25 protein-coding genes, 1 pseudogene and 1 riboswitch are annotated in these 24,157 nt (G+C 42.8%); of the genes and pseudogenes, 16 read left to right on the forward strand and 10 right to left on the reverse strand.

Annotated elements, in window-relative coordinates; translation table 11 throughout:
* Positions 1-21: 21 nt before the first annotated feature.
* Positions 22-1,911 (reverse strand): transglycosylase domain-containing protein, encoded by a 1,890-nt coding sequence (locus LC048_RS01810; protein ID WP_226601813.1) that lies wholly within the window; start codon positions 1,909-1,911, stop codon positions 22-24.
* Between the two features lie 159 nt (positions 1,912-2,070).
* On the opposite strand from LC048_RS01810, the gene kapD reads away from it, so the two are divergent.
* The gene (gene kapD, locus LC048_RS01815) at positions 2,071-2,694 is read left to right on the forward strand and encodes a 3'-5' exonuclease KapD (protein WP_226601814.1); all 624 of its coding nucleotides are present in this window, start codon (positions 2,071-2,073) and stop codon (positions 2,692-2,694) included.
* A gap of 41 nt (positions 2,695-2,735) precedes the next feature.
* On the opposite strand, the gene LC048_RS01820 is transcribed toward kapD, so the two are convergent.
* On the reverse strand, positions 2,736-3,116 hold the full coding sequence (locus LC048_RS01820; RefSeq protein ID WP_226601815.1) for a kinase-associated lipoprotein KapB: 381 nt from the start codon (positions 3,114-3,116) through the stop codon (positions 2,736-2,738).
* A gap of 302 nt (positions 3,117-3,418) precedes the next feature.
* Between LC048_RS01820 and LC048_RS01825 the strand changes: the two genes are divergently transcribed.
* The 3 genes from LC048_RS01825 to LC048_RS01835 all read left to right on the forward strand — a co-directional run bounded on the left by LC048_RS01825 (position 3,419) and on the right by LC048_RS01835 (position 5,190).
* On the forward strand, positions 3,419-4,147 hold the full coding sequence (locus LC048_RS01825; protein WP_226601816.1) for a peptidylprolyl isomerase: 729 nt from the start codon (positions 3,419-3,421) through the stop codon (positions 4,145-4,147).
* Between the two features lie 73 nt (positions 4,148-4,220).
* Complete coding sequence (locus LC048_RS01830; RefSeq protein ID WP_226601817.1) at positions 4,221-4,433, forward strand: hypothetical protein; 213 nt, start codon at positions 4,221-4,223, stop codon at positions 4,431-4,433.
* A gap of 307 nt (positions 4,434-4,740) precedes the next feature.
* Positions 4,741-5,190 carry a hypothetical protein gene (locus tag LC048_RS01835; protein ID WP_306049295.1) on the forward strand — a complete coding sequence of 150 codons (450 nt, stop codon included), beginning with the start codon at positions 4,741-4,743 and terminating at the stop codon, positions 5,188-5,190.
* A gap of 49 nt (positions 5,191-5,239) precedes the next feature.
* Here LC048_RS01835 and LC048_RS01840 read toward each other — a convergent pair whose 3' ends face one another.
* Positions 5,240-6,409: a MalY/PatB family protein gene (locus LC048_RS01840; RefSeq protein WP_264188339.1), complete on the reverse strand. Its 1,170-nt coding sequence runs from the start codon at positions 6,407-6,409 to the stop codon at positions 5,240-5,242.
* Positions 6,410-6,494: 85 nt separating this feature from the next.
* Between LC048_RS01840 and LC048_RS01845 the strand changes: the two genes are divergently transcribed.
* Positions 6,495-6,755, forward strand: coding sequence for a DUF1871 family protein (locus LC048_RS01845; RefSeq protein WP_226601819.1), 261 nt, complete (start codon positions 6,495-6,497; stop codon positions 6,753-6,755).
* Between the two features lie 35 nt (positions 6,756-6,790).
* Here LC048_RS01845 and LC048_RS24885 read toward each other — a convergent pair whose 3' ends face one another.
* From LC048_RS24885 to LC048_RS01860, 4 genes and pseudogenes are all read right to left on the reverse strand, one after another.
* Positions 6,791-7,261 carry an alpha/beta fold hydrolase gene (locus tag LC048_RS24885; RefSeq protein WP_371931978.1) on the reverse strand — a complete coding sequence of 157 codons (471 nt, stop codon included), beginning with the start codon at positions 7,259-7,261 and terminating at the stop codon, positions 6,791-6,793.
* Positions 7,143-7,646: an alpha/beta fold hydrolase gene (locus tag LC048_RS24890; RefSeq protein WP_371931979.1), complete on the reverse strand. Its 504-nt coding sequence runs from the start codon at positions 7,644-7,646 to the stop codon at positions 7,143-7,145. Before LC048_RS24890 ends, LC048_RS24885 begins: the two co-directional genes overlap by 119 nt.
* 472 nt (positions 7,647-8,118) lie before the next feature.
* The gene (locus tag LC048_RS01855) at positions 8,119-8,364 is read right to left on the reverse strand and encodes a helix-turn-helix domain-containing protein (RefSeq protein ID WP_226601821.1); all 246 of its coding nucleotides are present in this window, start codon (positions 8,362-8,364) and stop codon (positions 8,119-8,121) included.
* A gap of 93 nt (positions 8,365-8,457) precedes the next feature.
* Positions 8,458-9,801, reverse strand: a pseudogene (locus tag LC048_RS01860) (sodium-dependent transporter).
* Between the two features lie 266 nt (positions 9,802-10,067).
* On the opposite strand from LC048_RS01860, the gene LC048_RS01865 reads away from it, so the two are divergent.
* The 4 genes from LC048_RS01865 to LC048_RS01880 all read left to right on the forward strand — a co-directional run bounded on the left by LC048_RS01865 (position 10,068) and on the right by LC048_RS01880 (position 14,514).
* Complete coding sequence (locus LC048_RS01865) at positions 10,068-10,625, forward strand: RNA polymerase sigma factor (RefSeq protein WP_226601823.1); 558 nt, start codon at positions 10,068-10,070, stop codon at positions 10,623-10,625.
* The gene (locus LC048_RS01870) at positions 10,618-12,303 is read left to right on the forward strand and encodes a hypothetical protein (protein WP_226601824.1); all 1,686 of its coding nucleotides are present in this window, start codon (positions 10,618-10,620) and stop codon (positions 12,301-12,303) included. The genes LC048_RS01865 and LC048_RS01870 overlap by 8 nt, the downstream gene beginning before the upstream one ends.
* A 114-nt stretch (positions 12,304-12,417) precedes the next feature.
* Positions 12,418-12,813, forward strand: a complete 396-nt coding sequence (gene yugI / locus LC048_RS01875) for a S1 domain-containing post-transcriptional regulator GSP13 (RefSeq protein ID WP_102264158.1) — start codon at positions 12,418-12,420, stop codon at positions 12,811-12,813.
* 507 nt (positions 12,814-13,320) lie between these two features.
* Complete coding sequence (locus LC048_RS01880; protein ID WP_306049298.1) at positions 13,321-14,514, forward strand: ornithine--oxo-acid transaminase; 1,194 nt, start codon at positions 13,321-13,323, stop codon at positions 14,512-14,514.
* 63 nt (positions 14,515-14,577) lie between these two features.
* Here the strand turns inward: LC048_RS01880 and LC048_RS01885 are convergent, their stop codons facing one another.
* Both LC048_RS01885 and LC048_RS01890 read right to left on the reverse strand, forming a co-directional pair.
* Positions 14,578-14,709: a hypothetical protein gene (locus tag LC048_RS01885; protein ID WP_264188342.1), complete on the reverse strand. Its 132-nt coding sequence runs from the start codon at positions 14,707-14,709 to the stop codon at positions 14,578-14,580.
* An 11-nt stretch (positions 14,710-14,720) separates the two neighbouring features.
* Positions 14,721-14,954, reverse strand: coding sequence for a DUF378 domain-containing protein (locus LC048_RS01890; protein WP_023626663.1), 234 nt, complete (start codon positions 14,952-14,954; stop codon positions 14,721-14,723).
* A gap of 204 nt (positions 14,955-15,158) precedes the next feature.
* Here LC048_RS01890 and LC048_RS01895 point away from each other — a divergent pair, with 204 nt between their 5' ends.
* From LC048_RS01895 to LC048_RS01915, 5 genes are all read left to right on the forward strand, one after another.
* Positions 15,159-16,322, forward strand: a complete 1,164-nt coding sequence (locus LC048_RS01895; protein WP_306049299.1) for an iron-containing alcohol dehydrogenase — start codon at positions 15,159-15,161, stop codon at positions 16,320-16,322.
* 251 nt (positions 16,323-16,573) lie between these two features.
* Positions 16,574-16,664, forward strand: a riboswitch (cyclic di-GMP riboswitch).
* A gap of 143 nt (positions 16,665-16,807) precedes the next feature.
* Positions 16,808-18,796 carry an LPXTG cell wall anchor domain-containing protein gene (locus LC048_RS01900; RefSeq protein ID WP_226601827.1) on the forward strand — a complete coding sequence of 663 codons (1,989 nt, stop codon included), beginning with the start codon at positions 16,808-16,810 and terminating at the stop codon, positions 18,794-18,796.
* Positions 18,797-18,934: 138 nt separating this feature from the next.
* Positions 18,935-19,663: a class D sortase gene (locus LC048_RS01905; RefSeq protein ID WP_226601828.1), complete on the forward strand. Its 729-nt coding sequence runs from the start codon at positions 18,935-18,937 to the stop codon at positions 19,661-19,663.
* Positions 19,664-19,930: 267 nt separating this feature from the next.
* Positions 19,931-21,280, forward strand: a complete 1,350-nt coding sequence (locus LC048_RS01910; protein ID WP_226601829.1) for a glucose-6-phosphate isomerase — start codon at positions 19,931-19,933, stop codon at positions 21,278-21,280.
* 291 nt (positions 21,281-21,571) lie between these two features.
* On the forward strand, positions 21,572-21,976 hold the full coding sequence (locus tag LC048_RS01915) for a YugN-like family protein (protein ID WP_102264151.1): 405 nt from the start codon (positions 21,572-21,574) through the stop codon (positions 21,974-21,976).
* Here the strand turns inward: LC048_RS01915 and LC048_RS01920 are convergent.
* Positions 21,970-22,968, reverse strand: a complete 999-nt coding sequence (locus tag LC048_RS01920) for a potassium channel family protein (RefSeq protein WP_371931980.1) — start codon at positions 22,966-22,968, stop codon at positions 21,970-21,972. The genes LC048_RS01915 and LC048_RS01920 overlap by 7 nt on opposite strands.
* A gap of 204 nt (positions 22,969-23,172) precedes the next feature.
* Here LC048_RS01920 and LC048_RS01925 point away from each other — a divergent pair, with 204 nt between their 5' ends.
* Together LC048_RS01925 and LC048_RS01930 are read left to right on the forward strand one after the other, a co-directional pair.
* Positions 23,173-23,379 carry a hypothetical protein gene (locus LC048_RS01925; protein WP_226601831.1) on the forward strand — a complete coding sequence of 69 codons (207 nt, stop codon included), beginning with the start codon at positions 23,173-23,175 and terminating at the stop codon, positions 23,377-23,379.
* A gap of 125 nt (positions 23,380-23,504) precedes the next feature.
* The gene (locus LC048_RS01930; protein WP_226601994.1) at positions 23,505-24,095 is read left to right on the forward strand and encodes an undecaprenyl phosphate transporter UptA; all 591 of its coding nucleotides are present in this window, start codon (positions 23,505-23,507) and stop codon (positions 24,093-24,095) included.
* Positions 24,096-24,157: the final 62 nt, after the last annotated feature.

Consider the following 24,157-nt stretch of genomic DNA (forward strand, 5'->3'; position numbering starts at 1 on the left):
CGGGCGGAACTTCTGCCCGGTCTATTTTTTTAAGATGTCTTTCCAAATCAATAGATGTGGCGACTGATGATTGATTTTTTCCATGCTCTCTGGTTTGTCTTTGCCGACCCACACGCCTGCAGTCATTGAACCGTTGAAGCCGATGAACCAGAAATCCTTAAAATCATTTGTCGTTCCGGTCTTTCCGCCAGCGTCCAGACCGGCACCCGCCACTTTTCGTGCCGTTCCTGAAGTTACCGTCTTTTGCAGGAGGATTCTGACTTTTGCTGCGGTGCTTGGATTCCAAACCTGGAGAGGATCTTCATTCCACTGATAAAGTACCTCTCCTGTAAAACCGGTAACCTTGGAGATTGCCCTTGGCTTCAGGAAAATCCCTTTATTGCTGAAAACCGTATATGCTGATGTCATTTCTAGCGGGCTCATTCCAGTTGTGAATCCACCGACTGCCGATGCGAGAACGTGATCTTGCTTTGTGATTTTTCCAAATTGAAATGCTTTAAGGTCTCCGAACGCTTCGTCTACGCCAACCTGCTGTAAAATTCTCACTGCAGGTGTGTTGTAGGAGTTCGTGAACGCCCTTTCAAGTGAAACCATTCCATAAGTGGAACCGCCGTAGTTTTTGGGACAATATCCTTTTACGCAAAGCGGGCCTGCGTTTATTTGAGAATCCTGGTTTGCATCAAATCTTTCAAAGTACGGGGCATAGACAAGCAATGGCTTTACGGCTGAGCCTGGCTGACGAAAAGCCTGGTATGCGCGATTGAAGTCTCCACTCTGATAACCTTTTCCTCCTGACATAGCGACTATCTGGCCAGTTTCATGGTTGATGACTGTAGCAGCTCCCTGGATCTCTGCGTCTGGCAGATGCTTTGAGACTGCCTGGACTGCCCGTTTTTGCATGTTAATATCAAGATTTGTATGTAGGGTCACCCCTGAACGAAGCAGCTCCACTATCCTTGCGCTTAAATCATCAGGGTTATCGAGATTTTCCTGTTCGGAAATCAATTCTCTCAGTTCATGTAAGACATAGGAAGAATAATCCGGATATGAATTTTTCCTTGAATCGACTGTCAGAATAATCGGTTCCTTTTTGACCTTGTTAGCAGCTTCTGGTTTGATTTTTCCATGTTGAGCCATCTGGTCAATCAGCCGTTCCTGTCGCTTCTTTGTTCGTTCAAAATGTTTAATCGGGTCATAGTAGGATGGATTATTTGGAATTGCAGCGAGAAAAGCCTGTTCTGCTTCTGTTAATTTTGCAGGCGTTTTTTTAAAATAATAATCAGCGGCAGCTTTGATTCCATAAGCACTATTGTGAAAATATATCGCATTCAAATACTGCTCGAGAATTTCTGCCTTTGAAAAAGACTTCTCCAGCTGGTAAGCATAAAGAACTTCGCTCAGCTTACGATTATATGATTTGTGATGGTTTAAGTATTGATTCCGAGCCAGCTGCTGGGTAATGGTGCTCGCGCCCTGTTCAATGTCATCGGAATGAATGTTGATAGCGAATGCACGGCCAATCGCCGGAAGGTCAAAGCCAGGATGCTTTTCAAAATTACGATCTTCGGAAACAATGAACACATTTTTTATAAAATCAGGGATTTCATGCCCTGCAGCATAGCTCCTGTTCATCGGTCGATAAATTTCGGTAATGACCTCGCCGTTATTGGCAAGGATTAAACTGGTTTGAGAAAGCTTCGTCTCGGTAAGATCGATCTTTTCATCAAGCGTAGCACTGAAGCTTGCGACATTGCCTGCTTCGGTGAAAGTTAGCATGACAATAGCGATAAACGCTGGGATCAATAGTAAAATCAAAAGATAGCCTGTTGTAATTCTCACGGTAATTCCTTTCTGCGTCAGATGGATTTTATTGCTCATCCTATTATCGGAACGAATGAGCTGATTTTTCACTTCTTTTTCCGATACCCCTTCCGCATAAAAAAATGCTAAGCATAAATTGCAGAAAATTTAAAAATTTACGAAGAAACGTGATATAATAGAAAAAATAATCGATCGAAAAGCATATACTGGTTACATACAACTACTGGCTTTTCAGAAAGTTGGGGAAGCATGAGCGAAAAAGAAAGGACAACATTATTTATTGATTTTGAGTTTACGATGCCTGACCGCAACAGCAGGAGAAGAGGCTTTTACCCGGAAATCATTGAAGCTGGCGCAGTTCTTGTTGAGAACGGCAAGATTGTTGAACAATTTTCGTCTTATGTAAGGCCGATGCGATTTCCGATTTTGACAGAACGCTGCCGTTCATTCCTGAACATTTCTCAAGAGCAGGTGAATTCAGGTATCACGTTCAAGGCTTTGGTAGATAAGCTTAAATCGATGGGCGGAAACAAGAATTGCCAGATTGTCACTTGGGGCAATATGGACATGAAGGTATTACAGCAAAATTGCCAACAGGCTTCAGTAGCTTTTCCGCTGCCAGGAAAGCAAATTGATTTGTCAATGGAGTATAAGCGCTTCTTCGGCGACCAGAATCAGACGGGTCTATGGAAGGCGGTACAGGAGTATGGCAGGGAAGGAACTGGAAAACATCACCGCGCACTGGATGATGCTTTGACGACATACCATATTTATAAGCTCGTCGAAAAAGACAAACAATATCTTCAAAAACCAGAACCAGCAACAATTGGAGATATGGTCGATTTTTCTAAACTGCTCAATAAATTCGCATAAAAAAGCCAGATTGGATTAGACAATCTGGCTTTTTGCGTATGTTATTTAAAATAATCTTTCTCCAAAGCCTCAAGGTTTTTTAAGCTTTGCTGCGCCCAGGCAGAATCGTCGCCTTGTAGTTCAGCACGAAGCTTAATTGTAGCTTCTTTTAATGACTGTGTGTATTCAGGGATATCCCCATCAAATGGCTTGACCATTTTTTCCGGGATGTTTGCTTGTTCGCGGTAGGAAAGTGCTTTTCTTTCATGGAAAAAGCCAACTTCTGCATTCTTTGGATTATGGAGGTCGCCCTGCATTGGATGTTTTGAGACAGCCAATACTCGGACAAGATAGTGCTGTGGTCTGCGTTCCGTAATTTCACCTATGTATTTGCCGGTCTTATAAATACCGGTTACCTGATCGCCGATGTTCAATTCAGCCATGTTGAAGCTCCTTTCGGGTTCAAGATATTTTCTTACTGAATAAGAAAGCATAATTTTTTTGCACTTAGATTAGTATCTAGCTTCAGCGCCTAGCCCCTCGAGACGCATGTCTAGCTGCGGCTCCTAACTCCTCTAGTCGCTTCGGTCCTGCCAATGAAGTCAAAGAACGACTTCACTGTCAGGCCCTCCAGCGCTTGTCGGGGCTAACCAAGGCGCTTGCGCTTTTCTTATATTATAGCAAAAAAGACAGATGCAAAACATTTTGGAATCGTTTAAAGTGTCTAATAGGAGGGATACATACAATGACTAAAAAAATATTCGCGATTTTATTTGCAATGATGGTTGTACTTGCAGGATGCGGCACGGCTGATGAGAAGCAGGAAGCAGACGAGCAGAAGGAAGAAACAACGAATGCTGGACAACCTGGCCAAGCCGAGGAGGATCTTGATTACCCTCAAGCGACAGCTGAAGTCCAGGATAATGAAAGGCTTGTGGAAATGGTCACTTCGATGGGAACAGTTAAAATCAAGCTTTTCCCAGAACAGGCTCCAAAGGCAGTAGAGAATTTTATTAAGCACAGCGAAGATGGATACTATGAAGGCATCATCTTCCACCGTGTCATTGATGGGTTCATGATCCAGGGCGGTGATCCTAATGGAACTGGAATGGGCGGCGAAAGCATTTACGACGGTCCGTTTGAAGACGAATTTTCAAAAGAGCTTTTCAACATCCGCGGTGCATTGTCGATGGCCAACTCAGGGCCAAACACGAATGGAAGCCAGTTTTTTATCGTCCAGAATAAAGAGCTGGATGCTAGTTTGCCAGAAAAGATGAAGCAGGCAGGCTATCCGGAAGAAGTGCTAAAGATGTATGAAAACGGCGGGACGCCTCATCTTGATGGCAGACATACCGTCTTCGGACAAGTGGTTGAGGGAATGGATGTAGTGGACAAAATTGCTGCAACTCCAACAGCGGCTGGGGACAAGCCGGAGAAAGATGTCGTCATCGAAAAAATCAATGTATTGAAGTAGCACAGGGCATCATGTTGGACGGATTCCTAAAGCTTGATATAATGTTTTGAGAGCTTAAGAAAGGAAGATGAGAATGAGTAAGTGGTTTGTCATCTCATTATTTTTATATTTTCCAGAAGACAAGACTGAATATATCCCAGCCGCGATCACTTCACTCGTTTTTCTGATTGGGGCGGTCCTGACGATGAGATACATCATTAAAGTTTCCAAAAGGGAAGCGCAGAAAGCCAAAGAACACGAGCAGGAAATCATGAAGCGAATGAACGATACAAAGGAGAACAGCTGATCAGCGGCTGTTCTTTTTTATGGCTTGAACTGGAACTGGTAAAAATCGAGCGGAATTTCCAATTCGCTATTAAAACTAGATTTTCGCTATTAAATGGCTAATTTCGCTATAAAATTTTACTTTTCGCTATTAAATTTATTTTTTCGCTATAAAATCAAGATTTTCGCTATATAAATGTAAAATGAAGAATTACCCCTACGAAAATCGCTGCAGAATAGGTTAAATCGGGGTAAATGTCATGTTTTCATTATTTTTCAAAAGCGTTATAATACCATTTGTATTCTAAATTCAAGAGTAGGGGTATAAATTGAAGAACTTACAGATAGAGAATATAGTCAAGACATTGCATGTCCAATCTGGCAGCAGTGTCCTAGTGGAACTTGAGGATTTCTTTCCTGGGGACCGGTTTGCGGGCGGGAAATATAATTTTGGAACTCATACAATTACTTTATATATTGAAGAGATCAAGGCTCAATGCCTGCAGCTCTTTTCGTCATTAAATCAATTTGAAGATTATCTTTCGGTCGTTTTTGCACATGAAATTGACCATGCCGAGGACCGCGAACTTGCCGAGCTAATCCTGCGGATGGAGGAAACCGGCAATGACTTGTTAAGGAAGAAGATTGCTCTCCAGATTGAGATGAATGCGTGGGATTACGCTCGTGTGCTGATTCCTGAAAAACTGCATCCGTTCATGGACACGATCATCGGCTATTCCCTGGAGCCATATTACGAAGCGCTGGAAGTCAGTGCATAAAAATGGAGCTATCCCGATTGGGACGGCTCCATTTTTGCATTCTGAAAGTCTAACTAAACGCAAGTTTCAGTCTTTCCAGTCCATCATACAAAGTCTCACGCGGGCAGGCGAGATTCATCCGGACGAAGCCTTCTCCGCCTTCACCGTACTTCGTTCCTGGTTCAAGTCCAAGCTTGCCTTTGTTGAGCAGCGTATCCTTTATCTCCTCGTCACTCAGTCCAAGCTCGCGGCAATCGATCCACAAAAGGTAAGTGGCATCTGCTTTCATCGGCTTCAGTGCGGGCAGATGTTCTGCCATGAAGTCTGTAGCGATTTTCATATTCTTATCCAGATAAGCTAGCAGTTGATCAAGCCATTCCTCGCCACCGCGGTAGGCTGCCTCCATTCCGGCGATCGCGAAGGCATTCAATGTGAAGAAGCCTTGCTGCTCATGGATTTCCTTGAATTTCACCTTCAAATCCTTGTTAGGAATCAATGCGGCAGATGCCTGCAGGCCAGCAAGATTGAATGTTTTGCTTGGCGCAACGAATGTCGTCGTGATTTCCCTGAACTCATCCTTGATTGATGCGATTGGGATATGGACATTAGGCTTAAACACTAAATCGGAGTGAATCTCATCAGAAACGATCAGGCAGTCATGCTTCACGCACAGGTCGCCGATTTTTTCCAACTCTTCTCTCGTCCATACCCTGCCACCCGGGTTATGCGGGTTGCAAAGGATGAACATCTTCACTCCTTCTTTCAGCTTTGCTTCAAAGTCAGCAAAGTCGAGTTCGAATCTCCCGTTTTCGTAAAGAAGATTAGATGTTACCAGAGTTCTGTCATTATTATTGACCATGTTGAAAAATGGTGGGTACACAGGAGAATGAACAAGCACTTTATCGCCTTTTTCAGTAAATGCCCGAATTGCCGTGCTGATTGAAGGGACAACGCCTTCGCTAAAAACGATAGATGATTTCTTGAACTCGCAGTCATGGCGTTTTTTCATCCAGTCCCGGATGGCTTCTGTCACTGACATCGGGACAAACGTATATCCAAAAACCCCGTGTTCGATCCGGTCCTTCAGTGCATCGGTAACTGCCTGTGGAGGATGGAAGTCCATATCCGCGACCCACATTGGCAGGATATCGTCCTTGCCGAAAACCTTATCGACAGCATCCCACTTCACTGAATGTGAATTGTTCCGGTCCACTACTTTGTCAAAATCTATTCTTTCCATATGTACGCACCGCCTTTTCCTGAAAAATTTATCTCTCACTAACAATATGATAAGATATTTTTAAAAAATAATCAGGTGATTGAATTTGGAATCTAAAGAACTTAGTTATAAATTGATCGATGTTTTAAATAAATGGGATCCTTTCAAGGTAGGCGCAGGCCAGTTCGATCCGGAAATCGCCGATATCCTTCAGGCTGTCCATGATCATGACGAAGCCGATAAAATCGCCGAAAAGATTCAGTCTGTTTTTGAATTTTCATTTGAAGAAGTTTTGCCATACGAAGAGTGTCTTTCGATGGCGAACAAATTGCTGGCAATCAAGAACAAGGACGCATGTTCTCTATAAAAATGAGCACAATCCACTAACAGAAACGGCAGCCATCAAAGGCTGCCGTTTGCTGTTGCTCCTGCTGTTTCCTCTGCTGCCATAAACCTGTTGATGAGCTGGTGGACATCTTCAGGGCGTTCCTCGGGGACAAGGTGACCAGTTTCCTTTAAAATGACAAGCTCTGAATTTTTCAAGTCATTATTCAACTTTCTCCCAATACGGACCGGAACGACTTTATCATGTTCACCCCAGATCAGCAGGCATGGCGCATCTATTCTTCGCAATTCCTCCGCTGCAAGATCGCCCTCCCTGTGGCGGATCATCATCGTCAAGGCTTTGAAAATTTCATCCTCTAAAAATGGAGAAAGATATCCATACAGCATCTCATCATTGATCAATGAATGGTCATAGACGACGTTTTGCAGGTTCTGCTTTACTCCGGAGCGTGCCAGATGAAACTTTACATACAGATGGAAATAAGGAATGTAGCTTGAAAGTACGAGCGGGAGCTTTGCCTTTTTCAAATATCCTGAACTGCAAAGCAAAATTCCTTTTTTTCACATGGTCCGGGTGATGCAATAGGATGTTCATCGCTATCTGGCCGCCCATTGAATGGCCAACTACATTGAATTCACGGATGCCAAGGGATTTCATCAATTCAACAACCGTCGCAGCAAGGTTCTCGTAGGAATATTTAAAGCTGGAGATCTTGCCGCTTTTCCCAAAAGGGGGAAGATCCACAGAAATGACGTTATAATCCTCTTTTAACAGGGGGACCAAATGCCTGAAGCTGAAAGTTGAGGAAAGAAATCCATGAAGCAATACCAGTGTTTCCTTCGATTCTGGATTCTGGTAGTGCTCATAGTAAAGATCGATCCCTCTTACGGTTTTATTTCTGGCGAACTCCATCGGCTCTCACTCCTGACATGATTAGCAAATTAGACAAGGTATGCCATTTATTTTCCCCGCAAAACGTGACTTCACACTAAAAAAATCACCAGAAACAAAAAAATATGGACACCAATACTGGTGCCCATTAAAAAAGGGGGGAATACTAGAAAGCCTTATGGTACTAGGATAGCCAGATTGGCAGAATAGTATACATTATTTTCAGTATTTTTAACGAAAAGGTTTTTATAAAGATTGTTTTCGAGAAAATGGTTGTTAAAATCCTAAAGCCGATTTTAACGTGATAAAAAGCCAGTTTGAAGTTCGATATTAAGTGTGCAGGCTCTTTTCTCATAATAAGCTTTCATTTGTGAGGAAACATAGCTCATTCCATCCTATTTTGTTGTCAATAGCAACAAAGTTTAAAAGAGCTTTTATAAAAAATAAAACAGGCAGAAAGTCTGCCTGCTAAGGTGTATGATGAATATTCAGGCTACAAGCTGCTTGGTCTTTCGTCGAGTTCTGGTGGTGCAGCGTAATATATATCTCCCATTAACTCTGACGCAGGGACATCGAGGGCAGTTGAGATCTTTAGAATCGTCTGCGATTTAGGTGTCTGCTCGCCGCTTTCGTATCTTTGAATCGTCCGCGTACCTACCCTGATTTTTAAAGCGAGTTCCTCCTGTGAAATTCCTGCTCGTTCACGGCAAACCTTGATATTCTGGCCTATTGCAGTCATCGCTCATCACCTCCAAAAATAAAATATCTCTTACTATAAGTTTATCATTAAATTTTTGAAAATATCGACAATAATGTGAACGTTTTCTTAACTTTAGATTATACCGATCGAATGTAAAAAAACAATGCCAATACCAATAGGTACGATATAGCGGATGGAGAAGTACCAGATGTTGAATAATAGCGGATTAATTCCCTTGCCTTCCTCCATTTCACGTTTGACCATTTTTCGGGGAAGCACATACCCGACGAATATGGATATGAAGAATGCGCCAACCGGCAGAGCGATATTGCTTGTCAGGAAGTCTGCAAGATCAAAAAAGGTTTTACCGAAAAATTTCACTTCTGATAAGACTCCGAAAGATAGGGCATTCGGGATTCCCGCAGCAAAAACAAGCAGGCCCGCAATCCACGAAAACTTTCTTCGTTTATTTTTGTCTCCTTTAGAAAGTACGGCGACGATGATTTCAAGTATTGAAAACGCGGAGGTCAGTGTCGCGAAAAGCAGTAATATCAAGAAAATCGTCAGGAATAAACCGCCAAACGCTATTTCGTTAAAAACAGCAGGCAGCACTACGAAAACAAGTCCAGGTCCTGCTTCTGGCTCAAAACCAAGCGCGAATACAGCCGGGAAAATGACAAGGCCGGCGAGCAGTGATATGAGAATATTCAAACCGACTACTGAAAGCGCGGATTTTGCCAGGCTCTCCCCTTTGGACAAATAAGAAGCGTAAGTTACCATTACGGACAGTCCGACACTTAAAGCAAAAAAGGACTGTCCCAGTGCCATCAAAATGGTTTGCCCTGTTACAGCTGACCAGTCAGGCTTCAGGAAAAACTCTACCCCATCCATTGCTCCATCAAGTGTCAAAGACCTGATTGCCAGGATGATAAATAGGATGAACAGAGCGGGCATCATGTATTTGCTCGCTTTTTCAATGCCCTGCTGGATGCCGCCCTGTACGACCCAGACGGTTAAAATCAGGAATAAAAGCTGTACCCCAACTGCTTCAAAAGGATTGGATATGATGCTTTCAAATGTTGCACCATATTCTGCCTGGGTCAATCCTGAAAGTGATCCAGTGAAGCTCCGCGCTAAATAGGATAGGATCCAGCCGCCGACAACACTGTAAAAAGACAGGATCAGGAAGGAAGCAATGACACCGCCATATCCAAGCAAAGGCTATGCGCTTTTTGGAGCAAGGTGTTTATAAGACATAACGGCGTCCTTTTGGGTGTTCCGGCCAATGATGAATTCAGCCAACAAAATAGGCGCCCCAATAAAAATAGTCATCAGCAGGAAGAAGATCAGGAAAATGCCCCCTCCATTTGTTCCGTCCATATAGGGAAATTTCCAAATCGCCCCGAGTCCGATGGCGGATCCCGCCGCAGCCAGGATGAACCCGAGCTTAGATGTCCATTGTTCTTGCTGTTTCATGAGAAAACCCCCTTTAAAAAATCTGAATATTTATATTTTCTGACAAAATGAAAAAATACCTTTTCATGTTACTATTTTTTCAAGAAAAAGCATAGTGTTTTCAGGCTTTAAACAATATTTTAGCTTTTTGTTATTTTTTTGAAACAAAAAACTAAACACTCCGTTTTATAGATGAAGCGACTTTCGCCTGAAGAAACGGAACTGCAAGCGGCCGCAGCCGTCTCCGTTAAAAAAGAAGATAAGGTATCAGTTTGGGGGGTTCCAAAATGAATGATGATGAATTAGTGTTCCGTGCCCGGAATGGCAATATGCAGGCTTTCGCGGAGTTGATTGATATCCATACTCCAACCGTCAAGCGCTTTGCCTTCCAGCTTGGAAATAAATATGACGACATAGATGATATCACTCAGGAAGTATTCGTCAGGGTATACCGCTTCCTCGACCAATTTTCTCATGCCAAATTCACAACCTGGCTCTATAAAATCACCTTGAATGTAACGAGGGATTTTGCCCGGAGCAAGCAAAGGCAGATCAAAAAGGTCCTGAAAATTGGCAAGGAGCGAACGTACAACGGAAAAACAGCAGAAGAAAGCATTCTGCGGTATGAAGAAGACAGGACTTTGCATGAGTGCATACAAAAGCTTGATGAGAAATATCGCGCACCAATCGTCCTCTTTTATTTTCACGAAAAAAGCTACGATGAAATCTCTGAAATTACAGGGGTGTCGCTGGCAAATGTAAAGACACGGATGTCAAGAGGAAAGGAACACTTGAAGAAACTGCTCACTCTAGCCGAAAAGAAGGAGGGTGCAAACCATGGATGATCAGTTATTGGAAAAGCGTTTGGAGAACCTGAAAAAAGCATACAATGAGATGCCTGAAGATGAGAATCGTTCAGCGATCCTCGCGACAATCAAGAAAGACCAAAAGAAGCAAAAGCAAAATAAGTGGTTTCACCTGCCATATGCCGCCAGCTTTATTGGAGTGGGAATGATTGCAGGAGTTTTGATGATGCAATATATTGGAGACCATGTCCCTTCCGGCGAGAAATCAGAACAGCACCAAGTCTCCGGCGATAATGCAGCTGTTGAGCTGGATGAAGATGACGTGAAGGCAGAGTTTGAAGAACTGCGAAAATATTATTCAGTGAGACAGAAGGAGACGAAAGAAAAATTAGGCCTTGGAGCAGGTTATGAAAATTGGCTGTTTCATAGCATGGATGAACTTAAGGCAACGGAAGCGGAAATTCTTCAAAATCTTGAAAACACAGATCGTACTGAATTCAAAGAAGTTGTCAGAGAACTAAGAGGGACAATCGATGAGGGATTTACGCTGCCTGCAGAACTGATTGCTGACATTTCGAAAGAGGAGGCCAACAAAGAAGTCGGGCGAAAAGAAGAATTGTTATCTTTGCAGCTCGAATCCTATTTGGGGGCTTATATTCAATCCATGGTGTTATATGAATGGGATTTAGATCAGGTCATGAAAAAGGAAAAGGCTTCAGAAGTAGTTAAAAAGCTAAATGGGGGCGGAAAGGGCTTGCCATCTGAAAGTTTGAAAAAGCTGGCGACAGGAGCTGTTGATAATGGGTATGCTTTCAGGGAAGAGGATGGAAAGATCCTGCCTTACATTGATTTCCTGAGAGTTGCTGAGCGCTTGAAGCCACACGGAAACGAGGATTTTATTAAATACTTGGTTTTAAGAAGCAACACCATCCAGGATCGAAACGGGGTTGTAATGTCCTATGAGCAACTGGGGGAGCTATTAGTCAAGCTTGAGAAGGAAAGCGAAGGCGTGAAGGATAGCATGATCCACCAAACGATCGTCAATGATGCCGAATCTTTATTTTCGCTATTTGTAATTGGATCTTCGTTGAACCCGTTGTTCGACGAGAACAATCTTTTAAAAGAGGAGGTTAAAAAGGCGTATCATTTTGTGATCAAACAGTATCCAGCCACCGATACTGCGGAGGCATTGAAAACTCACTACGAAAAATTGGAGAAATCCGGTTTTGAAAAACCAACTGCGTTAAGGGTCGAACTTTTCCCTGAATACCTTCAGATTCCGGCACAGCAGGGGTACGAGGAAGAAAGATTTACCCAAAGTATACACCTGTTGCCGGACGACCTTCTGTCAGCTTACAAGGGATTTAAGGCTAAAAAGGATTTTAACATCCTAAAGGATTATGGACCTTTCGAAATCATGCAACTGTATTTCTATGCTGACAGCCTAAAGGATTACGAAACGAAGTATGCTTTGTATAGCCAGAATGACGGGAAGCCTACAAAGGAACAATATATAAAAGAACAAAAGATCGCAAATATGGATCTGGGCGATGCGCTTTTGAAAGGATATGAATATGCCACACTTTATCATGCGGAGGATGACCCTGAGAAAGTAGTCGGTGTCCAGTTGCATTATGCAGAACGTCCAGATGGACCCGTCTTCCAAATGGTCCAGGAGGGCGGCGTCTGGAAAGTCCAGTTTTTGCCATTCCAATAATGGAAACACTCATATAGAATTATCTTATTCCTTTTGATAAATGCTAGAGAATATGATATAATTTTTAATTGCGTATTAATGGGATAAAATAAAACAATTTATAGGAGTGTTTCCATGTCAGAAAATATTCAAGTAGGCAGCGTTTTAACAGGAAAAGTTACAGGAATCCAGCCATATGGCGCTTTCGTAGCGTTAGATGAAAATACACAAGGTCTAGTGCACATTTCAGAAATCACACACGGTTATGTTAAGGATGTTAACGAGCACCTTACAGTTGGCGATGAAGTGAAAGTGAAAGTTTTGTCAATTGATGAAGCTGCTGGAAAAATTGGCTTATCAATCCGTGCTACTGAAGAAGCACCAGAACAACCACAACGCGCTAAGAAGCCACGCAGCGCCAAGCGTCCAGCTGCTGTAGTTCAGCACCAGGATGACTCAGCTCAAGGCTTCAACACTTTGAAGGATAAGCTTCAAGAGTGGATCAACCAGTCAGATATGGCTAAGAAATAAGTTTGATTAGGGAAACCGGACACTTCGTCCGGTTTTTTTTCTTGCATGGAATGGGAAAGGGACCTTTGAGATGCGAAACCGAGGTCTTTTCGGACAGGATTCAGAGGGAATCATGAAAAGCTGTCAGAACACGCGTCAACTTCGGACAGGATTCAGAGGGAATCAAGAAAAGCTGTCCGAAGAAGAGCCAACTTCGGACAGGTTTCAGTGGAAATCAAGAAAAGCTGTCCGAAGAAGAGCCAACTTCGGACAGGTTTCAGCGAGAATCAAGAAAAGCTGTCCGAAGAAGAGCCAACTTCGGACAGGTTTCAGAGGGAATCAAGAAAAGCTGTCAGAACACGCGTCAACTTCGGACAAGTACCCCGTAAAACCAAAGAAAGCTGTCCTTATGCATATCAGTTAAGCGGAAAAACGGCCTTAATCTTTTTTAGGGGGTTAAAATGAAACGGCTTACAGGTTACAATATGATTGTCTAACCAATTTTTTCATTGGAACGGAGGAAGGTTCATGGCAACAAAAACTAGTTCTTTGATCGAGCAGACTCAAAAGTATGGTGCGAATAACTATCATCCTCTGCCAATCGTTATTTCAAATGCAGAGGGTGTTTGGGTAGAGGATCCTGAAGGCAACAGATATATGGACATGCTTAGTGCCTATTCAGCTGTCAACCAGGGGCACCGCCATCCTAAAATCATCCAGGCGCTTAAGGATCAGGCGGACCGTGTGACTCTTACTTCAAGAGCATTTCACAATGACCAGCTAGGACCATGGTATGAAAAGATTTGCAAGATGACGAATAAAGAAATGGCTTTGCCGATGAACACTGGAGCGGAAGCAGTAGAAACGGCTATTAAAGCAGCTCGCCGCTGGGCATACGATGTGAAAGGTGTTGCGGAAAACCAGGCTGAAATCATTGCTTGTATCGGCAACTTCCATGGGCGCACAATGACGGCAGTTTCTTTATCGTCTGAAGAAGAATACAAACGTGGCTTCGTCCCGATGCTGCCAGGAATCAAACTGATCCCTTACGGTGACCTTGATGCGCTGAAGGAAGCGGTCACTCCTAATACTGCAGCCTTCTTGATTGAACCGATTCAGGGAGAGGCCGGGATCGTCATTCCACCAGAAGGCTTCATGAAAGCTGCCTACGATGTATGTAAAGAAAACAATGTCCTGTTCATTGCGGATGAAATTCAGGCTGGTCTCGCACGGTCTGGAAAAATGTTCGCATGCGAATGGGAGGGAATACAGCCTGATATGTATATCCTAGGAAAAGCGCTTGGCGGCGGGGTTTTCCCAATCTCATGTGTTGTTGCCGACAATGATGTACTAGGAGTATTCAACCCAGGTTCCCACGGGTCCACTTTCGGCGGCAATCCAATGGCCTGCGCAGTATCCATTGCGTCCCTTGATGTCTTGATCGATGAGAAGCTTGCTGACCGTTCCCTTGAACTGGGAGAGTATTTCATTAGCAAGCTCCGTGAAATTGACAATTCCATCATTAAGGACATCCGTGGCCGCGGCTTGTTCATTGGTGTCGAGCTAACTGAGCCTGCACGCAAGTATTGCGAAGAGCTTAAAGAGGAAGGGCTGCTGTGCAAAGAAACGCATGATACGGTCATCCGTTTCGCTCCACCGCTTGTCATCAGTGAGGAAGAACTGGATTGGGCAATAGAAAGAATCAAGAAAGTATTATCATAAACAGGAAAACCCGCCTTCGTTGGCGGGTTTTTTACTGAATAATAAAATATAAATTTTTTGTATTTAGATTAGTGTCCAGCTCCAGCGCCTAGCCCCTCGAGTCGCTTCGGTCCTGCCAATGAAGTCAAAGAACGACTTCACTGTCAGGCCTCCAGCGCTTGTCGGGGCTGCCCAAGGCGCTTGCGCTTTTCTCATGTGAAATTAAATTATCTAGTTGCCCTTGGTTCTGCCGCTCTCTCTTCCCTTTCGCTTGGTGCGAATAGAAGTCCGATATTTATGAGACCCGCAAGACCGACTAATCCATAGATGATTCGAGCCAATGCTGAATCCTGTCCGCCGAAAATAGCTGCAACAAGGTCAAATTGGAAGAATCCTACTAAGCCCCAGTTGATGGCGCCGATAATGGTAAGTACTAGTGCTGCACGTTGAATACCGCTCATGGATGTTTCCTCCCTTAAAATTAAATATGTTCTTTTATAGATTGTTTCAGCACGAAATGAATTATTCATTTCTCTTGCATTTATTACCTATCCTCATGAAAAAATTTTTAACATTTCTCTGTACATTGGAGCACATTAAGAAGTGTATTTTTTGCAATGCTTTTAGAAAAAGAACATAATAAACCCTAGAGGAAGGTGATTTAATTGGATAATTTTACTTTTTACAATCCAACGAAATTGATATTTGGAAAAGGGCAGCTTGAGGAATTGAAAAACGAAGTTCCTCCATACGGCAAGAAAGTTCTGCTGGTTTATGGCGGAGGCAGCATCAAACGCAATGGACTTTATGATTCTGTTATAGAGACCTTAAAGGAGATTGGCGCGGAAGTATTTGAGCTTTCCGGTGTGGAACCAAATCCTCGTCTGTCGACTGTTCATAAAGGTGTGAAAATCTGCAAAGAAGAGGGCATTGAATTTATCCTCGCAGTGGGAGGCGGCAGTGTCATTGACTGCACAAAAGCAATCGCTGCTGGTGCAAAATACGATGGCGATGCATGGGACCTTGTCACAAAGAAGGCTTTTGCATCAGAAGCACTTCCATTTGGAACAGTTTTGACATTAGCCGCTACAGGATCTGAAATGAATGCCGGTTCTGTCATCACAAACTGGGAAACGAATGAAAAGTATGGCTGGGGAAGCCCGGTCTCATTCCCGAAATTCTCAATCCTTGATCCAGTGAACACATTTACCGTTCCGAAGGACCAAACAATTTACGGCATTGTTGACATGATGTCCCACGTATTTGAACATTATTTCCATCTGACAGAGAATACTGAATTCCAGGACCGCATGGCCGAATCCTTACTTTTGACAGTGATGGAAACAGCTCCAAAGCTACTTGAGGATTTAGAGAACTACGAGTATCGCGCAACGATTCTTTACTCAGGAACGATGACCTTGAACGGCATTCTTAATATGGGCTATCGCGGCGATTGGGCATCCCATAATATTGAGCACGCCGTATCAGCAGTATATGATATCCCTCACGGAGGCGGGCTGGCTATTCTGTTCCCGAACTGGATGAAGTATAACCTTAAAGTGAAACCAGAGCGCTTCAAGAAAATGGCTGTACGGGTCTTCGGCGTTAATCCAGAAGGCAAGACAGACGAAGAAGCTGGGTTGGAAGGTATCGAAAAGCTGCGTGAATTCTGGAACAGCATCGGTGCCCCATCTAGACTTGCTGATTACGACATTGATGACAGCAAGCTTGAATTAATGGCTGATAAAGCAATGGTCAATGGGGAATTTGGCAACTTTGCAAAATTGAATAAAGAGGATGTAATGGAAATTTATCGTATGTCATTATAAAAGCTGAAGGACCCTGGGATATCCCCTGGGTCCTTTGTCTTTATGTGGGCAAAAATTCTCATGGAGTTTCTTTAAAAATAGGCAAAACAACACTTCGATATTCATAATTTACGGGTAATTAAAGAAACCTAAGAAAAAATTACCAGTATTTTTTCTGAGGCTAAATGTTTAGGTTGCTGGGTAACTGTGGTAAGTCTCTAAATGTAGGACAAAGGAGCCAGAGGAGTAACATACATAAGAAAAATCAACATTCATGCTAATAGCAAACCTGCTGAAAAGCAGGGACGCAAAGCCAGGAGTCTAAGGCTGCAAAAATGCAGCTATGATCGTCCAGCCGCCATGGAAAGAAATCATTCCTGGCGGTTTTTTTTGTCCAATGAAAAGGGTATTTCGATAAGAAGGAGGCTATTTACCGTTTGAAATTACTGAATATTCAGTTTATTAATTATGCATTGTTTTAAATCACTCAAAAAGGAGAAATCGAATTGAAAACTACTTTTAAGAAAAAATTATTTTTATCATGGGTTGCATTTATATGGTTATTTTCCCTCACCGTACCGGTCACTGGAGTTTTTGCAAATGGTAATGGAGGAGCAGCGCCGGAAAAAGAAGGATACACCATGTTTAAAATTGAAGGCAGCAATCTAAAGGATGGAACGTATACACATGGACCGCTGACTGTAAATGTTACTTTTACAGTGGAAGAAAATGAACCAAAAAGTATCAGCTGGTCTTCTAATATCCCTGTTTTTTCGGTATATGTTAAAGGTGGGCCAGGCGGACTTACTAACAGCTACGAAAAAGGCGCAACTGAAGGATCTGGCCTTATTGCACCAGATAACAAAGGAATCAGTCATGTGGCCTTCTATTACAAGCAAGAAGAAGCAAATCCTGCAGATGAAGAAAAAACTGAAGAAGGTACAGATAATGGCGGCGGAGAATCCGAAGAGCCCGCAGAAGATAATGAACCTGCTGAAGAGCAACAAAACGATGAATCTAATCAAGAAGAAAATAACGACTCAAGCCAAGAAGAAAACGATGAAGCAAATCAGAATGAAAACGATGACTCAAGCCAAGAAGAAAACGATGAAGCAAATCAGAATGAAAACGATGACTCAAGCCAAGAAGAAAACGATGAAGCAAATCAGAATGAAAACGATGAATCAAACCAAGAAGAAAACGATGAATCAAATCAGGAAGACAAAGAATCTGAAGAAGGTACAAAGGAAAATGGCAATAAAAGCACAGAAATCCATCTACATCTAAAGAATTGCACAGCACCAGTTGAAAAAGTGGAAGTTCAATTGAACGGAAAATGGAGCGAGATGTCGAATCCAGGTAACTCTCCCCTGTACAAACTGAAGGACGGCGGGGAATTCGTAAAGGATGATATAACTGCATTCAAGCTTTCTTTTGAATCAGGCGAAGAACAAGTTTATGGAATGGAAGAAGTGAAGATAGGCGTGGAAGCAGAAGGTTCGATTAACTATTGGCTTGAGGGCTGCCACATAGCAGAAGATGAGCAGGAAGAAAATCCAGGTGAAGGAACAGAGGAACCAGGTGAAGGCACGGAAGAACCCGGAGATGGCCAAGGGGATAATAAAGGAAATAAAAGCACAGAAATCCACCTGCACCTAAAAAACTGTGTGGCACCTGTTGCGAAAGTCTTTGTTGAATTAAATGGTGAATGGATTGAAATGACGAATCCAGGAAACTCTCCGCTTTATAAGCTAAAAGATGGGGGAGAATTTGTTAAAGATGACATCACTGCATTTAAGCTTCAATTTGAGTCAGGCGCTGAAATTACCTATAGTGTGGAAGAAGTCAAGACAGGTATAGAAGCAGAAGGTTCGATTAACTACTGGCTGCAGGACTGTGCGATACCAGAGGATGAAAATCCAGAAGAACCAGGCGATGGTACAGAAGAACCTGGAGATGATATTGAAGAACCGGGTGAAGACGAAGAATCTGATGTAGAAATTGAAATAGTCAAAGAGCTGTACATCACAATCAATAAAAATATTGAATCAGTCGTAAAGGTGACGTTGCTGATCAAGGATGGCGAAAACCTTGAATTTAACAAGCTTAATTATCTCTGGAAACTCTTCATTACAAGTGGTTTAAATGTTTCTGATATCACTGGAATAGAGTTTGAGTTTGAGGATGGAACAACAAAAGTAGTTGCCTTGAACATGCTTTCCTTTGAGCTGGAAAATGAGATTATTCAAGTGGATATAAATGAAGCTGTCCTTGGAATTGATTCCGATGATGATAATGATGAGGATACAGGAGCTGTCCAACCTGATAACAATGATAATGACTCTTCAGGTCATGGAGATGAAAAGCAAGGCTGGTATGGCGACATGCTGCCAAAAACGGGTGAAAACAGCAAGATGATGTTTTATATCTATGGCTTCCTTCTTATGACAGCAGGTTTAGTTTTAAGAATGAAAAAGCCGATCAATCAGCTATAACAGAGTAGGGGGGAAGAAATTCCCCTCTTTCTTTTATCCAAAACCGGTTTATTTTACCCCAAAATAGATTTCGCTCCTGGCAAAGAGCGGTGAAGAAAAACGGAGCGAACAAAATTAAGCGTTATTGGAGTGTGCTAAATGAAAAAAGGACTGTCACTGTTTTTGATCTTTTCTGGTATAATCCTGTTTTTATATCCTACCTTGTCGGAGCTTTGTATAGATTATCAGCAGGAAAAATTGATAGGTGAGTGGGAGAAGATCGATGTAGTTGAGGCTGAAGCTGCTAAGGAAGCTTTTAGCAAAGAAGACGTCAATGAGAGCCTGGAAAAATTGAATGAGGTTTTCAGTATGAATGGAGAGAGTCAAGTAGCAGAAGCATCGGAAATCGATCAAACGGATACCGACACGGCTGGAAATGCTGGCAAAAATAATCAAGAGAGTTCATCCATAAAAGGAACAAATACTGAACAGGATGGGGTTCTCGGTGTGATTGAAATAGATAAGATCCACGTGCGACTTCCGATTCTATATGGGGCCTCAGCGCGTAATCTGGACCTGGCATCGGGCCTTTTGTCTGGAACTTCTCTTCCAGGTATGGCAGGGAACAGTGCCATTGCTGCTCATCGCAGCCGCACTTACGGAAGAATGTTCAATCGCCTTGATGAAATCGGTGCTGGTGATATTGTTACAGTTAAGGATAAAAAAGGGACTTACAAATACCAGGTCTATGACACCCTGGTAGTGGAACCCAAGGATGTTTCAGTGCTGAATAGCAGTCAAGATGAAAAGACATTGACTCTCATTACATGTACCCCGATTGACACTGCGACACATCGATTGATTGTTAAAGCCAAAATGGTGCCTTGAATCATTCTGCATTTTTAAAGCCAGGGTCAATGATGCCTTAGATGAAGGGGAAATGGGCGGGTATCTTGTTCTATAAGGGGAAAATGGAAGATACTTGTCCCTGTGAAAAAGGCATGCTGGAGGAAGGTTTGTATAAGGTGGGCGAAAGATGAAAAAATAGTAGTGAAAAGTTCATAATTGGTCACGCTTTCATTAAAGGATGTTCCTTGATTCTTGGCATCTGTTTCGTTAAAGTGATAGAGAATATAAAATATTGGAGGATCAGACATGACACATGTTCGTTTTGATTACTCAAAGGCGCTAAGCTTTTTTGGAGAACACGAAGTTACATACTTAAGAGATTTTGTAAAAGTAGCCCATCATTCATTACACGAAAAAACTGGTGCAGGGAGCGACTTCTTAGGCTGGGTGGATCTGCCTGTAGACTATGATAAAGAAGAATTCGCACGCATCCAGAAATCAGCTGAAAAAATCAAGAGTGATTCTGATGTATTGCTGGTTGTAGGAATCGGCGGTTCATATTTAGGGGCTCGCGCAGCACTTGAATTCTTGCAGCACAGCTTCTATAACGCTCTTCCGAAAGAAAAGCGCAACACACCGCAGGTCATTTTTATCGGCAACAACATCAGCTCAAGTTATATGACAGATGTTATGGACCTTTTAGATGGAAAAGATTTCTCCATCAATGTTATTTCTAAATCAGGTACAACAACGGAGCCAGCGATCGCATTCCGTATTTTCCGCAAGCTACTTGAAGAGAAGTATGGAGTGAAAGAAGCCCGCAAACGCATATATGCAACAACGGACAAAGCACGCGGTGCATTGAAAACTCTTGCTGACGAAGAAGGCTATGAATCATTCGTGATTGCTGATGATGTTGGCGGACGTTATTCTGTATTGACGGCTGTAGGTTTGCTGCCAATCGCTGTCAGCGGTTCAGATATCGAAGCGATGATGAAAGGTGCAGCACAGGCGATGGAGGATTTCGGCAAGTCCGAGCTTGAAGAAAACCCTGCCTACCAATACGCAGCTGTACGAAACGCGCTTTACAACAAAGGTAAAACAATCGAAATGCTGATCAACTATGAGCCATCGCTTCAGTACTTCTCTGAATGGTGGAAGCAGCTGTTCGGCGAAAGTGAAGGAAAAGACCAGAAGGGTATTTATCCTTCTTCAGCGAACTTCTCGACTGACCTTCACTCACTTGGTCAATATGTGCAGGAAGGACGCCGGGATTTGTTCGAAACTATCATCAAGGTTGAGAACCCTCGCCATGAAATGGTGATTGAAGAGGCTGCAAGCGATTTAGACGGGTTGAACTACCTTGCTGGCAAGACAGTTGACTTCGTGAACAATAAAGCATTTGAAGGAACAATGCTTGCCCATACTGATGGCGGCGTACCAAACCTGGTTCTGACGATTCCTAAACTTGACGAGTATACATTCGGCTACCTTGTATACTTCTTTGAAAAAGCCTGCGCAATGAGCGGCTATTTGCTCGGCGTAAATCCATTCGACCAGCCAGGCGTTGAAGAGTACAAAGTGAACATGTTCGCATTGCTCGGCAAACCAGGCTTCGAAGAAAAGAAAGCAGAATTGGAAAAACGACTTAAATAAATCACAAAAAAGGAGTGCCCGGCACGAGCTGGGTGCTCCTTTTTAGTAATTAAATTTTTTAAAAATTGGAAAAAATCGAGCGATATTTCCAGTTCGCCAATAAATTTTGATTTTCGCCAATAAAAGTTGTGAAAACGCCAATAAAAAATTTTTTCGCCAATAAACGTGAAACACTCTTCAGTATCACCTACCTCAAGCTTGAATCCATCCTAAACGAGCGTTTAATGCTCATTAAAATACCGCTTTTGGTTAAAACTAAGCATAAACACACTTGGAAGGGCGGAACGATCATTGATTGAGATACAGTCAGAGCTTGAGGGCAAGCACTTTGATCTTTTTAAACTGGAGCAGATGCTGAAACCGTTGGGATATTCCATCGGAGGAAACTGGGATTACGACCATGGAGCGTTCGATTATAAAATAGATGATGAAGTTGGATACCAGTTTTTGAGGCTTCCGTTCAAGGCAATTGATGGCCAGCTTGATTCGAAAGGCTGTACTGTTCAATTTGAACGGCCTTTCCTGCTTTCGCATAAATATCAGCGCGGGATCGATGATCATGCGGAGATCGGGAATGCGAGCGCATCCTTCAACCAGTTCCAGGAACCGGTTGATAAGGATGCAAGCTTTCCAGAAAAATATATCGAAGTAGGCCGGTCTCTTGTTCGAGAAGTTGAATCTGCTTTGCTTCATTGATCATTGTGTATTGCAAGCAGCTGATCATCGTATTTAATTTTGATATTGTTTTTGGGGTTGACGATTATGTCATCCCCTCTTTTGCGTCCAATCAATATAATGTTTCTTTCTTTCAGCAGAAAGCTGCTTGCCTCCTGAAAGCCCTTATCGATAAGAGAAGCTTCCGGTTCAATATAAGACAAGCGCTTTCCATTCAATTGCCCCAGTAAATCCAATAAAGGGTCCACGACCTCCACTGAGGCGATGCTATTCAAAAGTACCGCGCTGGTCAGAGAGTTTGCAGGAATCAGCTCATCAGCTCCAGCTCTCCTCGCATTATTGATTTGTTCGCTCGTCTGGATTTCAGCGATGCAGCGGATGTCCGGATTTAATCCTTTGATGGCGAGCAGCGTGAGGATTGTATTCATATCGGCCTGCAGCTCATCAAGATTCTGGTCTGATGTAATAATCACTTTCCTGGCTGTTGAAATGCCAGCATTCAATAAGGTTTCATCTTTATTCGCGCGGCCTCTGATAAAATGGACATTATCATCCACAATGGGATTTGACCCGAGTGAATCGTCTACTAATATGATAGTTTCATCCGCCTCTATGAGAGAGCGAATAACCGAACGAGACCTCTCGTTCCAGCCGATAATGATGATATGGCTGCTTCCTCTATAGCCTACTTTCCCCTCTGCATAGGCATTTTGTTTGGTGACGGTCGCTGCTGATAGATGGATAAAATACGAGGATAAAAACCCTGTACCAATCAACAGAAGCAGGATGGCTGTGATTCGCCCCATCGTAGTTACCGGGTAAAAGTCTCCATATCCAACTGTTGAAGCAGTTATGATAGCCCACCAGACACCATCAAAAACAGTCGGAAAGCTTTTTGGTTCAACAAAATGAATGACAATGCCAAACAATGAAATCATCATAGCGGCAATCATCAGGATCCTCAATAAAATCGGAAGTTTTACGAAACGCATATATAAATGATTAGTCATCATAGTCCCCCTTTTATTTCTTGCTTTATATGAAAACAATAATTACTTTTCCCTTGTTTATCAGATCAAAAACAGGCTTAGGAAAATTCATGTATTCTATTTTCGTCTAGCCAACCCATTTTTACACAAAAAACAAGGCAATAGTTCATCAGCCCGTACCCTATTCAAGGACATACATATCCTGAAAAGTAAAGGAGGGATGATGATATGTCATTCAACTGGGGATCCAATGTATTGTTATTTCTCGCCTGTATGCTTGCAGGTTGGGCACTGATTGAATTCGGGCCGATTCTGTTGACTCTTGCTGGGCTGGGCATCTTTGGAATCATTGGTGTAATTGTTATCGTACTTTTCGCTTTCGTCATTATTTTTATCGGCCTGCGCGTACTGTTCAAAGGCGGCTGGCGCTGTTAATGTTTCTTGCTAAAAGAACCTGTCTAAGTGGCAGGTCCTTTTTTCTGTTTATAGAAAAATAGAGATAAACTTGTACATCGTTCAATATATTCTTAAAAGAGGGGAATTGAATGGGAGTTGGTAAAATGCAGGATTACATGATGAGCGCTCTGGACTGGCTGTCGAGCCTTGGGTACATCGGAATTGCTCTTGGTTTGATGCTCGAGGTCATTCCGAGTGAAATTGTCCTTGGCTATGGCGGGTATATGATTTCTGAAGGGAGTATTGGTTTCACAGGAGCAATCATCGCTGGAACCATTGGCGGGACGATTGCACAGCTGTTCCTGTACTGGCTTGGTTATTTTGGCGGCCGCCCAATGCTTGAAAAATACGGAAAATTCCTTCTGATCAACCAGCACCACCTTGATTTATCAGAAAAATGGTTCAGGCAATATGGACCTGGTGTGATTTTTTCGGCGAGGTTCATTCCCGTCGTAAGACATGCGATTTCTATACCAGCGGGGATTGCTGGCATGTCAGCTATCAAGTTCACACTCTATACTATTGCCGCGATGATTCCATGGACAGTATTTTTTCTTTATCTAGGAATTGTCCTCGGTGAAAATTGGTCAGGGATCAAGGACATTGCCAAGCCATTTATCATCCCAATCAGCATCCTAGCGTTAGGGGGAGGTGCAGTATACATAATGGCAGCCCGAAAACAAAAGAACCTTTAATCAACTCAGGAACTTTCCTGAGTTTTTTCATGTTTAAAACTCATAAAACATAGCAGATTAGT

The sequence above is a fragment of the Mesobacillus subterraneus genome, from assembly GCF_020524355.2.
Classification (GTDB): Bacteria; Bacillota; Bacilli; order Bacillales; family Cytobacillaceae; genus Mesobacillus; species Mesobacillus subterraneus_C.